The organism is Pseudomonas helleri (assembly GCF_045830615.1).
GTDB classification, from domain to species: Bacteria; Pseudomonadota; Gammaproteobacteria; order Pseudomonadales; family Pseudomonadaceae; genus Aquipseudomonas; species Aquipseudomonas helleri.
The window spans coordinates 5,399,139-5,413,994 of record NZ_CP174501.1 but is presented as its reverse complement, the minus strand read 5'-3'; the positions used below and the strand labels follow the sequence as shown (position 1 = coordinate 5,413,994).

The 14,856-nt window shown below is 58.9% G+C and carries 13 protein-coding genes; 9 read left to right on the top strand and 4 right to left on the bottom strand.

Annotated features, from left to right (window positions below):
- Positions 1-63 precede the first annotated feature (63 nt).
- Positions 64-2,760 (top strand): TonB-dependent hemoglobin/transferrin/lactoferrin family receptor, encoded by a 2,697-nt coding sequence (locus ACJJU9_RS24370; protein WP_407729723.1) that lies wholly within the window; start codon positions 64-66, stop codon positions 2,758-2,760.
- A 134-nt stretch (positions 2,761-2,894) separates the two neighbouring features.
- Here the strand turns inward: ACJJU9_RS24370 and ACJJU9_RS24365 are convergent, their stop codons facing one another.
- Positions 2,895-3,812, bottom strand: a complete 918-nt coding sequence (locus ACJJU9_RS24365; RefSeq protein WP_262126075.1) for a LysR family transcriptional regulator — start codon at positions 3,810-3,812, stop codon at positions 2,895-2,897.
- A gap of 124 nt (positions 3,813-3,936) precedes the next feature.
- Between ACJJU9_RS24365 and ACJJU9_RS24360 the strand changes: the two genes are divergently transcribed.
- The 5 genes from ACJJU9_RS24360 (at position 3,937) to ACJJU9_RS24340 (ending at position 8,250) form a co-directional block, all read left to right on the top strand.
- Complete coding sequence (locus tag ACJJU9_RS24360) at positions 3,937-4,695, top strand: 5-oxoprolinase subunit PxpA (protein WP_331368038.1); 759 nt, start codon at positions 3,937-3,939, stop codon at positions 4,693-4,695.
- A gap of 88 nt (positions 4,696-4,783) precedes the next feature.
- Positions 4,784-5,029, top strand: coding sequence for an acetyl-CoA carboxylase (locus tag ACJJU9_RS24355; protein ID WP_048366929.1), 246 nt, complete (start codon positions 4,784-4,786; stop codon positions 5,027-5,029).
- 10 nt (positions 5,030-5,039) lie between these two features.
- A complete protein-coding gene (locus ACJJU9_RS24350; RefSeq protein WP_407731031.1) occupies positions 5,040-6,413 on the top strand; it encodes an acetyl-CoA carboxylase biotin carboxylase subunit in 1,374 nt (457 codons plus the stop codon).
- A complete protein-coding gene (locus tag ACJJU9_RS24345) occupies positions 6,410-7,282 on the top strand; it encodes an allophanate hydrolase subunit 1 (RefSeq protein WP_048390973.1) in 873 nt (290 codons plus the stop codon). The genes ACJJU9_RS24350 and ACJJU9_RS24345 overlap by 4 nt, the downstream gene beginning before the upstream one ends.
- Positions 7,279-8,250, top strand: a complete 972-nt coding sequence (locus tag ACJJU9_RS24340; protein ID WP_331368039.1) for a biotin-dependent carboxyltransferase family protein — start codon at positions 7,279-7,281, stop codon at positions 8,248-8,250. The genes ACJJU9_RS24345 and ACJJU9_RS24340 overlap by 4 nt, the downstream gene beginning before the upstream one ends.
- An 80-nt stretch (positions 8,251-8,330) precedes the next feature.
- Here the strand turns inward: ACJJU9_RS24340 and ACJJU9_RS24335 are convergent, their stop codons facing one another.
- Both ACJJU9_RS24335 and ACJJU9_RS24330 read right to left on the bottom strand, forming a co-directional pair.
- Positions 8,331-8,561, bottom strand: coding sequence for a hypothetical protein (locus ACJJU9_RS24335; RefSeq protein ID WP_153375805.1), 231 nt, complete (start codon positions 8,559-8,561; stop codon positions 8,331-8,333).
- Positions 8,558-9,754, bottom strand: coding sequence for a colicin E3/pyocin S6 family cytotoxin (locus tag ACJJU9_RS24330; protein ID WP_407729722.1), 1,197 nt, complete (start codon positions 9,752-9,754; stop codon positions 8,558-8,560). Before ACJJU9_RS24330 ends, ACJJU9_RS24335 begins: the two co-directional genes overlap by 4 nt.
- A gap of 456 nt (positions 9,755-10,210) precedes the next feature.
- Here ACJJU9_RS24330 and ACJJU9_RS24325 point away from each other — a divergent pair, with 456 nt between their 5' ends.
- Positions 10,211-10,474, top strand: coding sequence for a DUF3077 domain-containing protein (locus ACJJU9_RS24325; RefSeq protein WP_048390979.1), 264 nt, complete (start codon positions 10,211-10,213; stop codon positions 10,472-10,474).
- 151 nt (positions 10,475-10,625) lie between these two features.
- A complete protein-coding gene (locus ACJJU9_RS24320; RefSeq protein ID WP_407729721.1) occupies positions 10,626-11,651 on the top strand; it encodes a 5'-nucleotidase in 1,026 nt (341 codons plus the stop codon).
- Positions 11,652-11,733: 82 nt separating this feature from the next.
- On the opposite strand, the gene ACJJU9_RS24315 is transcribed toward ACJJU9_RS24320, so the two are convergent.
- Positions 11,734-12,201 (bottom strand): helix-turn-helix domain-containing protein, encoded by a 468-nt coding sequence (locus tag ACJJU9_RS24315; RefSeq protein ID WP_407729720.1) that lies wholly within the window; start codon positions 12,199-12,201, stop codon positions 11,734-11,736.
- A 518-nt stretch (positions 12,202-12,719) separates the two neighbouring features.
- Between ACJJU9_RS24315 and ACJJU9_RS24310 the strand changes: the two genes are divergently transcribed.
- On the top strand, positions 12,720-14,363 hold the full coding sequence (locus tag ACJJU9_RS24310) for an RNA-binding domain-containing protein (RefSeq protein WP_153334440.1): 1,644 nt from the start codon (positions 12,720-12,722) through the stop codon (positions 14,361-14,363).
- Positions 14,364-14,856 lie beyond the last annotated feature (493 nt).

The window sequence follows — 14,856 nt, the reverse complement described above, 5'->3', positions numbered from 1 at the left end:
TGTGCGACCATCCGTCAATGCTAATGCAGATGCAATTCATTAGCATTCAAGGAGTGGTTAAGGATGAACGTAGAACGACCGATCCCCAGTCGTCTGGGACGGGCTATAGGCATGGCCATCATGCTGCTTGGCGCGGTATCGACAGGCCAGGTGGCCGCTCAGCAAAGCACGGCAACGGGGGCGCCGGGCAAGGTGGCCACGCTCGACAGCGTTCGTCCGTTCAACGTGCCCGCTCAGCCACTGGACACCGCCATCTACGCCTTGGCCGCTCAAGCCGGGATCGATCTGCTGGTCGGCGACGCACAGCTGCAAGGCCGCACGGGCCACGCCGTGCAGGGCAACTACAGCATCGCCGCGGCCCTGAGCCAGTTGCTCGACGGCAGCGGCATCCGCTTCGAACACAACCAGGCCCAAGGCAGCAAACGCCCGTCCGTGCAGTTGTTCCAATTGCCGGTGCACGAAGGCAATGTGCTGAGCTTGTCGGCCACCCAAGTCAACGCCGCGCACCCCGGGGACTGGGTCTACCAGGCGCCGCGTTCGGTCAACGTGGTCAGCCGCGAACAACTGGACCGCAACCCGCCACGCCACGCCGCCGACATGCTCGAAGAAACCACCGGCGTGTACTCGGCGGTCAGTCAGCAAGACCCCGGTTTGTCCGTCAACATTCGCGGCATTCAGGACTATGGCCGGGTCAACATGTCGGTCGACGGCATGCGCCAGAACTATCAACAAAGCGGCCACCAGCAACGTAACGGCACGCTGTATGTCGACCCCGATTTGCTCTCCGAGGTCGTGATTGAAAAGGGCGCCACGTCCACCATGGGCGGCGCGGGCGTAATTGGCGGTATTGCCAACTTCCGCACCCTCGACGCGTCGGACCTGCTTACCGATGGCAAAGAAATCGGCGGCCGTATCCGCGCTACCACAGGCCTGGGCGGGCTGGGCAATGGCACCCACTTTATTGGCAGCTCGGCCTTTGCCATCGGCGGCGAAGTCTGGGACATGCTGGTGGCCGCAAGCGAGCGCCATCTGGGCGACTATGACCCCGGCACCAAAAGCTCCATCGGCGAACTGCGCACAGGCTCTGCCACCCACCCGGAAAACGCCACCCGGCTCAAAAACTCCCCGGTGGAATACTCAGGCTCGGTGATGCGCTCACGGCTGATCAAACTCGGCCTCAACCTGCCACAAGACCAGCGCTTGCAACTCAGCTACCTGGTGACCAACGTCAACTACACCGACGCCAACATGATGAACGTCGAGAAGGCCGACCTCTGGGACAAACTCGGCAGCAACAGCGTCAGGGCGCAGAACCTGGCGCTGGACTACAGCTACACGCCGGAAAACCCGCTGATCGACTTCAAGGCCAAGGTCTACCACGTCGACAACCGCAACCAACAGAGCACCCTGGCGCGCGGCATCAGCCCGGCTTACAAGGTCACCTACCAGACCGACACCTACGGCCTGCAAGCGCAGAACACCTCGCTGTTTGCACTGGGTGAACGCTCCATCATCAAAGCCAACTACGGGCTGGAGTTCTTCTACGACAAAGTGCGCCCCAACTCGACCCAAGCCGTGGCTGAAGGCGCCGTGCTCGATACCCCGGACTCAGAAAACATGACACCCAAGGGCGATCGTGGCGTGGCCAGCCTGTTCACGCGTCTGGATTACGACTACGACGACTGGTTCAACGTGAACGCGGGCTTGCGCTACGACCGTTACCGGCTGCGCGGCAAAACCGGCCTTGAAACCCGCACGTTCGTGATTGGCACCACCAAGCAGATCGGCGAGTCGGTGCACTACGATGTTGACGAAGAGCAAGGCCGCTTCTCGCCCACCTTCGGCCTATCGGTCAAGCCGGGCCTGGACTGGATGCAACTGTTCGCCACTTACGGTAAGGGCTGGCGCCCACCGGCCGTGACCGAAACCCTGATCAGCGGGCGGCCCCATGGCGGGGGTGCAGAATTCACCTACCCCAACCCGTTCCTCAAGCCAGAGACCTCGACCACCTGGGAAGTGGGCGTCAACGTATTCAAAGACAGCCTGTTCCTGGACGGCGACCGTATAGGCGCCAAAGTGTCGTACTTTGACACCCGGGTCGACGACTTCATCTTCATGAACATGGCCTTGCAAAAGCCGGGTTATGGCATGGCCAGCCTGGGTAACAGCGCCTACGTCAACAACCTCAAAGAAACCCGCTTCAAGGGCATTGAGTACCAGTTGGACTACGACGCGGGCCGCGCCTATGGCCAGTTCAACTACACCCACATGATCGGCACCAACGACTACTGCAGCAAAACCGCCTGGCTGGGCGGCGTCACCAAAATCGTCAAAAAACCCGGCAGCCGTCAGCCAGTAGATGCAATGGTCCCTGATGACATCGCCAACGGCTCCTCGCATTGCGGCGCCATCCTCGGTTCCGCCGAACACATGCCGATGGACCGCGGCACCCTCACCCTGGGCGCGCGCTTCTTCGAGCGCAAACTGGATATCGGCGCCCGCGCCCGCTACAGCGGCGGCTACTCCATCGCCGGCGGCCCGGACGTGACCGTCTCCCAGGGCGGCGTCTACCCGGCAGACTGGAAGCCCTACACCGTCTACGACCTGTACGGCAGCTACCGGGTCAACGACCAGTTAAACCTGCGTGTCGCCATGGAAAACGTCACCGACCGCGCCTACCTCGTCCCGCTGGGCGACGTACTGGCCTTCACCCTGGGCCGTGGGCGAACCCTGCAAGGCAGCGTCGAATACCAGTTCTAATCTTCATCCCCGTCTTCGATGCCGCGCTGTCGCGCATCAAGCAGGCCGCCGATAATCGACAGCATCCCCCCAATCAGTTCCCTCTCCTTCGGGAGAGGGTTAGGGTGAGGGGGGCTCCTAAATCAACCACCGCATCAGCGCCGCGCCGATATCTGCTGCGGGGCCAAAAAGGCGTCGTGGAAGTACGTACGAAACGCCTGCATCGCCGGGCTCAAGTCGCGCTCGCGATGCCACGCCAACCCCACGCTCATGGGCGTCACGGCGTCGGTGACGGTCACGGTTTCAATGCGTTTGCCTTCCAGTGACCATGGCCGGTGCACCAGGTCCGACAGGATCGCCACGCCGCTGCCATTGGCAACCATGCTGCGCACCGCTTCAACAGAACTGGTGCGCACCCGCACGTTGGGCTGTTGGTGGCTCTGTTCCCAATAGCGCATCGCACTCTGTTCTGCTTCATCCACGGTGAGCAAAATGTAGGGCTCTTTGGCGACGTCGGCCAAGCTCACGGCCGAGCGCTCGCACAGCGGGTGATGGCTGGGCAGCCACAACCGGCGCTCAGAGTTGAAGAGTGTTTCGGAGATTATGTCCGGGTGCGTCAGGTTCGCCGTCAGCACCACCGCCATGTCGAAACGGCCTTCCAGCAACCCTTGCTCGATCGCCGTGCGTTCTTGTTCATGGACCTCGATGGTGACGTCCGGGTGCCAGTGTTCAAGGCGCTGCAAATGGTGCGGCAAAAAATAACCAATCACCGTGTAGCTCGCCGCCAAGCGCAACACGCCGCTGGCGCGGATGTCCGGCAGTGGGCTGTTCAAGGCGTCATCCACACTGCGCAAAATCACGTAGGCGCGGTTCAGAAAATGCCGCCCGGCCTCGGTCAAGGTCATGCCCTGAACCGAGCGCTGGAATAACAGCGTGCCGACAGTGCTTTCCAGCTCCTTGATCGCTGTGGTCACCGCCGACTGGGAAATATTCAAATAAATCGCCGCCTGAGAGATTTGCCCAATCTCGGCGGTGGCGACGAAATAGCGGACTTGGCGCAGGGTCAGTGACATGGGCTCTCCATAGGACATCTATCTGTTTTTCAGAAGGCATCCTATCTATTAATAGATCTTTCCACGGGGTTGGCAGCACTCTAACGTAGTTTGCATGCAGTCATCAGCACCAGGAGCAGCACCCATGCACACCGTAGATTTCAACTCCGACATGGGCGAGGGCTTCGGCCCGTGGACCATCGGCGATGGCGTCGACACCGAACTGATGGCCTTCATCAGCTCGGCCAATATCGCCACCGGTTTTCATGCCGGTGACCCGAGCACCATGCGCCGCACCATCGAACAAGCCAAGCGACTGGGCGTGGCCATTGGCGCACACCCGGGCTTTCGCGACCTGGTCGGTTTTGGCCGTCGCCACATCAATGCCCCGGCCCAGGAACTGGTCGACGACATCCTTTACCAACTCGGCGCCCTGCGTGAGCTGGCGCGTGTTCAAGGCGTTGCGCTGCAACACATCAAGCCCCACGGCGCGCTCTACATGCACTTGGCCCGCGACGAAGAAGCGGCGCGCTTGCTGGTCGAGAACCTGCAACGTCTGGAGCCAGAACTGCTGCTGTTTTGCATGCCGGGTTCGGTGATCTGCCGCATCGCGCAAGCGCTGGGCCAGCCGGTGGTTCGCGAGTTTTATGCCGACCGCGAGTACGACCTCAGCGGCTCCATCGTGTTTACCCGCAATGTGCGCGCTTACGACCCGGCCCACGTTGCCGAGCGTGCGTTGCGTGCCTGTCAGGAGGGCGTGGTGCGCACCGTCGAAGGCGAAGACCTGGCCATCGAGTTCGACTCCATCTGCTTGCACAGCGACACGCCGGGCGCACTCGCTTTGGCCCAAGCGGTGCGCGGCGCACTGGACGGTGCCGGGCTCAAGGTGCGCGCGCCACGTTAATCCCTGAACACCTGGCGCCAGAAACCAGGGTTTACGCATCGATTCATTTTTTGCCTGCCTTTCTACAACTATTCCAAGAGGAACAGACATGGCCGAACACACCGTCATCACCCCATTGCCGGGCACGTTCTACCGCAAAGCTTCACCGGACTCGGACAACTTTGTTGAAGTGGGCGCGCAGGTCACTGCCGACACGGTCATTGGCTTGATTGAAGTCATGAAGCAGTTTTCTGAATTGACCGCCGGGGCAGCCGGTCGGGTCAGCGCCTTCCTGGTTGAAGACGGCGACCCGATCGAGCCGGGCCAGGTCATTGCAACGCTCGACCACGAGTAAGGGCGTGACCATGACCCAAGGCATTCATAAATTACTGATCGCCAACCGTGGCGAGATCGCCGTGCGGATTATTCGCGCCGCCCAGGCGTTGGGGATTCCCACCGTGGCCGCGTGCAGCGAAGCCGACGTCGACTCCCAAGCTGCGCGCATGGCCGATGAAGTCCACATCCTCGGCCCGGCCCGCGCCGATAAAAGCTACCTGAACATCGAGGCCTTGATCGGCGCGCTGACAGCCACCGGCGCCAACGCGGTGCATCCGGGTTATGGCTTCTTGTCCGAGAACGCCGACTTCGCCGAAGCCGTGCTCGCCGCCGGGGCGATTTTTGTCGGCCCGAGCCCCGACACCATTCGCCGTATGGGTGACAAAGCCGAGGCCCGCCGCACCGCGCAGGCCGCAGGCGTGCCCGTGGTGCCGGGCTCTGCGGATGAGCTGTTCGACGTCGAGTCCGCGCTCAAGGCCGCTGAGTCTGTGGGCTATCCCTTGCTGATCAAAGCATCGGCCGGTGGCGGCGGGCGCGGGATTCGCCTGGCACAAAGCGCCCAGCAACTGAGCGAAGAATTCCCGCGCGCCCAGCGTGAAGCGCAGACCGCGTTCGGCAATGGCGCGGTGTATCTGGAGCGTTTTATCGGCAAGGCGCGGCACATCGAAGTCCAGATACTGGGCGACGGTCAGCGCGCCGTGCATTTGTTTGAACGCGAGTGCTCGTTGCAGCGTCGTCGGCAAAAAGTTTTTGAAGAGGCGCCGTCGCCGGTCCTCACTCAGCAACAGCGCGAAACCCTTTGCGAGAGCGCCGTACGCTTGGCCGAGTCGCTGGGCTACAAGGGCGCTGGCACGCTGGAATACCTGTACGACGATGAGACAGGTGAGTTCTTCTTTATCGAGATGAACACGCGGATTCAGGTCGAACACCCGGTCAGTGAATTGATCACTGGCATCGACCTGGTCCAGGCCATGTTGCGCATTGCTGCTGGCGAGCCGTTGGGCTTGCAGCAAAGCGATATCCGCCTCAATGGCGCCGCCGTGCAAATGCGCCTGAATGCCGAAGACCCGGCGCGCAATTTCTTCCCCAGCCCCGGCGTGGTCGAGGCGTTGGTCTGGCCGCAGGGTGAGGGCGTTCGCGTCGACACGCACCTGTATCAAGGCTACCGTGTGCCGCCGTACTACGACTCGTTGCTGGCCAAATTGATTGTGCACGGCGCTGACCGTTCGCAAGCCTTGGCCCGGGCATCAAGCGCGGTAGCGCAGACTCAATTGACCGGCATGGCCAGCACCTTGTCGTTGCATGGCCAGTTGTTGAAACAGCCGTGGCTGCACAGCGCGGACTTCAACACCGGCACCTTGGAAACCTGGTTGGCTGAGCACTCTGGTGGAGGTGACGCATGAATACCCCAATCCGCTACAGCTTCGGCGCGGACGAGCATTTGTTTGCCGAAGTCAGCGACAGCATGTCCTTGGAGGCCTTCTTCAAAGGCATGGCCGTCACCCGCGCCGTGGAGCACATGGCCCTCGATGGCGTGCTTGATGTGTGCCTGGCCAACGCTTCATTCCAGATCCGTTTTGACCCGGACCGCATCGCTCCTCAAACGCTTCTCGACGCCGTAAAAAGCGCCGAAGCAGGGGCCGTCGCCGAGCGCTCGTTGCACACCCGCATCATCGAAATCCCGGTGCTTTACAACGACCCGTGGACCCACGAAACCCTGATGCGTTTTCGCGATCGTCACCAAGACCCGAGCGCCACGGACCTGGAATACGCCGCCCGCATCAATGGACTGGCCGATGTCGAGGCCTTCATCGAAGCCCACAGCGGTGCGCCTTGGTTTGTCTCCATGGTCGGCTTTGTTGCCGGGCTGCCGTTCATGTTCCAGATGGTGGAGCGCGAGCGGCAATTGCAGGTGCCAAAATACCTGCGGCCGCGCACCGACACGCCCAAATTGACCCTCGGCCACGGCGGTTGTTTTGGCTGCATTTACTCGGTACGCGGCGCGGGCGGCTACCAAATGTTTGGCGTCACCCCGGCGCCGATCTACGACCCGCAGCAGAACCTCGCCTACCTCAAGGAACACATGGTGTTCTTCCGCCCCGGTGACATCGTGCAATTCAAACCGATGAGCCGCGAAGACTACGACCACGCCGTGGCCGAGGTCGACGCCGGGCGTTTCGATTTGCGGATCCGGCCGGTGGAGTTCTCGCTGGACGCGTTTCTGGCCGACCCGGTTGGCTATCCACAGTCTTTGTCGCAGGTGCTGGCATGATCAAAGTACTCAAACCCGGACTCGCCACCTCGGTTCAAGACTTGGGCCGCGAAGGCTACTACCACTTGGGCATCCCGCCATCCGGCGCGCTCGACCAATACGCCTTGAGCGCCGCCAACCAGTTAGTGGGCAACCCGGCCGGTGCAGCGGCGCTGGAATGCACGCTGCTGGGGCCGGAACTCGAGTTCCAGCAAGACGCGCTGGTCGCGGTCAGCGGCGCCCACATGACCCCCCGGCTCGACGGTGTAGAAATGCACCCCGACACCGCGTTCTCGGTGAAGGCCGGGCAAGTGCTGCGCTTTGACTTTCCGAAGGCGGGCGCCCGCATGTACCTGGCGGTGGCGGGTGGTATCGACGTGCCGGTTGTGCTCGGCAGCCGCTCCACCTATGCCCTTGGCGGGTTGGGCGGCTTCAACGGTCGGCGGTTGGTGGCGGGCGACGAACTGCCTGTGGGCATTGCCAGCGGCAAAGGCCGCGCGGGTGCCAGCTTGCCCATGGCTTTGCGCCAGGCCATTGGTGGCGAAATCACCCTGCGGGTCGTCCCGGGCCTGTACTACGAGCGCCTCAGCGAAGCGGCCGCGCACAGCTTCTTCGCCGAACCCTGGACCGTCGGCTCCGAGGCCGACCGCATTGGCTACCGCTTCAAGGGTGGCAGCGCCTTGAGCTTCCAGCCACGCGAGCAACCGTTTGGCGCCGGTTCCGACCCGTCCAACATTGTCGACAGCTGCTACCCGATTGGCTCGATCCAGGTCCCTGCCGGGCTTGAACCCATCGTTTTGCACCGCGACGCCGTCTCGGGTGGCGGCTACGCCATGATCGGCACCGTCATCAGCGCCGACCTCGACCTGATCGGCCAAATGCAACCCAACCAAAAGGCCCGCTTCGTCAGCGTCACCCTCGACCAAGCCCTCGAAGCCCGTCGTTCCTACAAGAAAAAACTCACCTGCCTGAGCAAACTATTCACCTAACCCCTCACCGCGTAGGAGCTGCCGAAGGCTGCGATCTTTTGACCTTCAAAAGATCGCGAGCAAGCTCGCTCCTACAGTTTTTACGCTGAGCAAGACAACTGATAGAGGCCGTTCGGGGTTTCCAGTGTGCTCTCTACCCATGTTTGGATAGTCCGCACTTGCGCTGGGGTGAGGTCGTACTCATAGATTGCTTCTTCATCCGAAGCCCATCCCATGAGCGCTTTGAGCTGTTCAGCATGCTCGCCAGGGATAGGCACTTCGTTTATTAGCTCTTCTGTGGTCTTGTCGAAAATCAAAACAGAATGGTTCATGGTTCTACTTTCCTGGTGGGTTTGGCGGGTTTCGTTTGTTCACCGGTGTTTGCATTGAACTCCCCCAAGTGATTGCCGCGTTTGTCGTACATTTCTACCGCGCCGTGCTGGTAATCCCATTCAAGTATTCTGCCGTCTGAAACTTTCCAGCGTTTACGCTTCATGCCGCCGCTTTTAAAAGTCTTGGCCGGTGCAACTTTGGCATCTGGATAAGCGGGCAAAGCATTGGGCGCTGGGTGATACCCATGCCCCGGCACATTCAACACAACATAAAGCGGCGCCACACCCGAGTCAGCCGGGAATACCAAAATGAAGTCTTTGTAGTCCGGTGGATAAATCGGATTAACGATCAGCGCGTCAGCGGCTTTTGTCGGCGGGTAGATCCATATCTGCGGCGTGTGCGGCGCACCTTTCAACGGTGGAATCCCGAGTGTGTCCTGAGGGTTTATCGCGGGCGTCCAGATCAACTCCACACCATCACCAAAGTCCGCCACCTGCTGCGAGCCGCGCGGGGTGAACTGGATGACGTCGATCATTTCCCATTCGGGTGTTGAGCCGGTGTAAAAGCCATAGCCCTTGAGCGATCCATCAGCCTGCTGCTCAACCTGCAGGCGCATGCGGGTGCGGGCCTGCTTGAGTGAGCGCAGTTGGTCTTCGGTGTACAGGGCGCTGTCAGCCAGTGAAGACGGCCATAAAAAGGCGAGCACGCCCAGCAACGTGCTGGCAATCATCGTTCCGCCAACGGCGGCAACGCCTCCAGTGGCGGTGCCGCCCAAGGCCAAACCACCGATACCCGCTGGTACCGCGCCACTGATTAAGGCCAGTGGCACTAACCCGGAACTGTCGGTCTGAGACCCACCCAAAATCGCAAAATTGCCGTAGTCACTCAGGCTATCAACCGGCACGAAACCCGCCGGGTCTGAGTAGTTGATAACGGCATCGGGCAGCTTGCTGCACTTGGCGAACACACAGCCCCGCCGCTCAGGTTTCTGTTGGCTTTGCTGAGCGGCCGCTTCAGTTTGGCGGCGCGCCATGTAGGCCTCTTGCCGGGCCTGAATGGCCTCGTAGGCCTTGATCCCGGCGTCACGCTCTTTGAGTTCGGCCGGGGTCATGTCATCAAAATACGAAGCCCCTTGGCCGCCATCGCCACCCACACGCCTTAGTGTTTGCGTCACACCTTGCTTGCTGCTCATAGGGCGCCTTCCAGTAGGAGAGCGGCGCACGGTATCGGCATCAAAATGCAGCCGAAATCAGCTTGGTCGGCAATGTGTGTAGGTCGAGAGACTTAGGCTTGAAGGATTTTTACAGTGCGCAGTTTGAGAGGCGGGCACAGAAAAGCGCACGCTCCTACGTGAAGTGCAGCAATGGATGGCTTCTTGACGTTGAAGGCAGAGGTACTGTGCACCGTCACTGAAATAAACAGTGGTCGGGCCTGGAAACCCGGGTAACAATTACGCGCTTGAGCGCCACTCACCCTTTAGGGAGTTGGCGGCTTTGTGCGTCAGTCTTCATGTTATGACGGCTGTGCGCGGGAGGTCTTCGGACCTGCCGGGTTTCCTAATTGTCCCGGTTTTCCAGCCTGCGTACGGCTGTCGCCTTTTGCCTGGAAACAAAAGAGACAGTCATCAACCCAATTAGGAACTTATCCAATGACCACCTCTTCCCCGATCAAAACCCTTGGCGTCGTGACCTTCGGCCCTTGCGGCGCAGACGACCATCAGCTCTTTCGTGTAAACCCGGATATCCCGCTGCGCCAAGCGTTGGAACAAGTCTCAGCCTTACTGTTCTGCGCCAAAAAACTGGCCCTTGATGCTGCCCTGGAACACGACGGCGAACGCCATGCCTGGGCCTCGCACTACCTGTGCGACATGGGCAAAGCCGTCATCGACGACCTGTGCCTGCACGACCTCTAACCCACCCCACCAATCTGTAGGAGCGAGCTTGCCTCGCGATCTTTTAAACGATCAAAAGATCGCGAGACAAGCTCGCTCCTACAGATGAACAGCACTAAATCGACTATCCTCGCAGCCTCAGCAAGCGCGCAGCGGTATTAAGGAAGTCCCCATGGCATTTGATTTGAGCAACACCTTGGTCGTCGGTATTTCCGCTACCGCGCTGTTCGACATGAGCGAGTCTGACCAAATGTTCAAGGAAGGCCTCGAAACCGACCCTGAGAGCGCGATCCCCAACTACCGCCGCTACATGCAAGAGCGTGAAAACGAACTGCTGAAGCCCGGTACGGGGTACTACCTGGTCAAAGCCCTGCTGGACCTGAACCAGCATCGCAAAAGCGACGACCAAGCCCCGCTGGTCGAAGTGGTGGTCATGTCCCGTAACAGCCCGGACACCGGCATCCGCGTGCTCAAAACCATTCGTCACGACCAACTGGCAATCACCCGCTCGGCCTTCACCGGCGGCGAGTCAGTGGCTGATTACATCGACGCCTTCGATGTGGACCTGTTTTTGACCACCAACGTCGAAGATGCGCAAAAGGTCATCGACTCCAGACAATGCGCCGCAGCGATCCTCACCGCACCCCCGGCCAACGCCCCGCAAATCCCCGAAGGCCAAGTGCGCATCGCCTTCGACGGCGACGCCGTCCTGTTCTCCGACGCCAGCGAACTGGTCTACAAAACCAAAGGTTTGGTCGCCTTCCAGGCGCAAGAAGATGCGCTGCAACACACCCCCATGGAAGAAGGGCCCTACGCCAGCCTGTTAAAAAAACTGGCCAGCCTGCAAGAACGCCTGCCCACAGGCAGCAAAGACTCCCCCATCCGAATCGCCATCGTGACTGCGCGCAATTCCCCCTCAGAAATGCGCGTCATCAACACCCTGCGCGCTTGGGGCGTCTACGTCGACGAAGCCTTCTTCCTCGGCGGCGTCGGCAAAGCCAAAGTACTCACCGCCTTCAACCCGCACATCTTCTTCGACGATCAAGACATCCACCTGGAAGCCGCCGCCACCCTGGTGCCTTCCGGCAAAGTACCGTACCTGACGCGCACAAACGTACTGGAGCTACCGGCTCCGGCTGACAAGGAAGGGGGTGTGTTGGAAGCGGCCGATTCGGGGGTTGAGTCGGCTGAGCCGTAGCTCAAAAGATCGCAGCCTGCGGCGGCTCCGCAGGTTTTCTAACAAGTACTAAGGATGCGGAGATATCCAGGCATGGCATGCCTCATTCGTACCCCATCCCTAACGCCTGGGCTTGGGCGGCCAGTTCATCCATGGCATCACGGCTGGCACGGTCACGCTGTTCTTTGTAGGCCATCAGATCTGTGAACTTGATTCTGCGATGCCTTCCGGTTTTGGTGTGGGGTAATACGCCGTTATCCAACAGTTTTACCAAATGAGGACGTGAAACGTTGAGCATGTCTGCGCCTTCTTGGGTTGTCAGTTCTGCATGAATCGGCACGACCTTCACGGCGTTACCCAGTGCGAGTTCGCTTAAAATTTCACCCAGCAAGCGAAGGGCGAATGTGGGCAATTCTACGACTTCGCGCTGCTGCGATTCGTCAACTAACTCAATACGTTGTGTTTCAAGTTTTGAGGTGAGGAAGGCGGCTAACTGGCGGCTAGACGCCGCGGCCGCGGCAATTTCCTTCTCATCAGGGAGAAGGGTGCGAGTGAGGTCGACGGTGGTCATGGTTAACTCCAAAAGTGTTCATTGAGCTGCTTTTATGGCTGCAGATGAGCAGTCAATAAAAACTGTATATTCGAAATAAACGAAAATCGCAATAAACGAAACGACGACCCGGTTGGGCAGGCTGTTTGGGAAGGGTTATTCACGTGCTCCAACAGAGGTAGATATCGCTAAAGTGATCAGATTGCGCTCAGAGCGTGCTTTTTGAAGTGATTCGTAGACTGTCTGAGATAGATCTAGATTGCTATTGGGTAACAGGCGGGGCTAGAACCAACGACCCCTGCCTTTGGAGGGCAATGCGGCATAGGCATTTTGATCGTTGCTGAGTGCCTCTAAATGCAAGCACGCACCGTAACCAAGTCCAGAAAGAGACGGGAAACCCTTTGCTTTATCTCTACCGCCCAAAGCGCGGCTGCATTGGTTAAGATGCGTTCCTTGACTCGTAAACAATCGCTCAGTTATCGACCAGGTCCTGGTGCTGGGCGTGGTGGTGGCGGTGCTCCGGACAGGGAGGTGGCGTGATGGATGCCCAGCAGCAACTGCAGCGTTTGCTTGAGGGCAACGGTGAAAGTGAGGTGGTGGAGTTTAAGGAGGCCAAGAACAGCTATGACTTCGCCAAGCTCGGTAAATACTTCTGCGCCCTGAGTAACGAGGCCAACCTGAAGGGCGTGCAGAGTGCCTGGCTGGTGCTTGGTGTAAAGGATAATCAGCGTGTAGTGGGCACACAGTTTCGCTTGGCGTTCAAGGACCTGCAGTCGCTAAAGAAGGAAGTGGCCGACAAGGTCAGCCAGCGGCTCACCTTTATCGACATTTACACCGTTCAACATGCAGATGGCCGCGTGTTGTTGCTCGAGATTCCTGCTGCCCCTCAAGGTCTGCCGGTGACGTGGGAAGGGCATTACTACGGCCGCGACGGCGAATCCCTCGGGCCGCTGTCGCTTGATGAGATAGAACGCATCCGTGGTCAGAATCGTCTGCAAGACTGGAGTGCGGGCATTTGTCCCGGCGCAAGTCTGGATGATTTGAGTGCCGAGGCTATCGCTTTGGCTCGCCGCGAATACGCCACCAAGCACCCCAAGAGAGCGGCTGAACTGCCAACTTGGAGTGACGAGGCATTTCTCAATAAGGCCAAGCTGACCATTCAGGGGAGCATTACCCGTACCGCTATTCTGCTGCTGGGTAAGCCGGAGGCGGCGCACAGAGTTAATCCTGCGTCGCCCACTCTGAGCTGGATTCTCAAGGACCGCGACGGCCTGGAGCGCGACTACCAGCACTTTTCCTGCCCGCTGCTGGTCAGCGCCAATGAGCTTTACCGCAAGATCCGCAACCTGAAATACCGCTATATGTCGGAAGGCTCGCTGTTCCCCGAGGAGGTCGACCAGTACGACCCTTTTATCATTCGCGAAGCCCTGAATAATGCTATTGCCCATCAAGACTACGAGCTGGGTGGCAAGGTCTCGGTGGTGGAGTTCGAAGACGGCCGGCTTTGCTTTAACAATCCCGGAGCTTTTATTCCCGGATCGGTCGAGCAGGTAATCCAGGCCGACGCGCCGGAAAGTCGCTACCGCAACCGTTTCCTTACCGATGCCATGGTCAACTTGAACATGATCGATACCATCGGCAGCGGCATCCGCAAGATGTTTATGATTCAGAAGAACCGTTTCTTCCCACTGCCGGAATACCAACTGGAGCAAAACCGCGTGCAGGTGACAATCACTGGGCGTGTTTTGAATATCAGTTATGCGCGCAAGCTGGCCGAGCTGCCTAATCTTGCGCTGGACGACATCATCCTGCTGGACCGCGTGCAGAAACAGAAATCACTGAGCGATGCGCAAGTTCGTCACCTCAAGGCGCAGGGGCTGATCGAGGGGCGAAAACCTAATTTCCATATCTCCGCCCAAGTTGCGCGGCATAGCGATGACAAGGCGCAGTACATCCTCAATCGTGGCTTCGATGATGAGCATTACAAACGCTTGATCAGTCAGTTGATCGAGAAATTCGGCACGGCCAAACGCGCTGATATCGATAAGCTGCTCGTAGACAAACTGCCGGATGTTTTAAACAGTCAGCAGAAAGCTCATAAGATCAAGAACCTGCTGCAAGCCTTGAAGAAACAAGGGGTTATCGAACCCAAGGGTAAGCTTTGGCAAATGTCTAAAGTCTGATGGGTAGACATTTTCCGAGCCTAGGGCGAGTTTTTGGCGCAGGCAAAGAATGTCCGGTGGTATGGCGAAAACTCATTTGATTGAAAAGATAGATTTAGACGAATAAGCCGTGCTCTTAGACATTCAGCAGGTTCTCAGTCAGCCTGGAGAATGGTTTTTAGTCTTTATAAATCAATGGCTTAGTGGTGTTTTAAATGGATGACGGAAAATGTCTAACACTCATTAGCTAGACATTTCTAGACATTCGCACTGCGTGCTGAGCCCGTCTGGCAGCGATAAGACGGGCATGTGCAAGGAAGCTGGGCAGAAACGAGTTTTTCAGGCAGCACTCATCGGCCACTTCAAGTGCAGGTGATTGAGGTTTTGGGGTACGCAGGATTTGAAGCGGATTGAAGAATCGTTTTCTTAAAAAACGATCAATCAAAGAAAAGATGGCGCACCAGGCGGGATTCGAACCCACGACCCCTGCCTTCGAAGTCCTAAAAGTCGACGT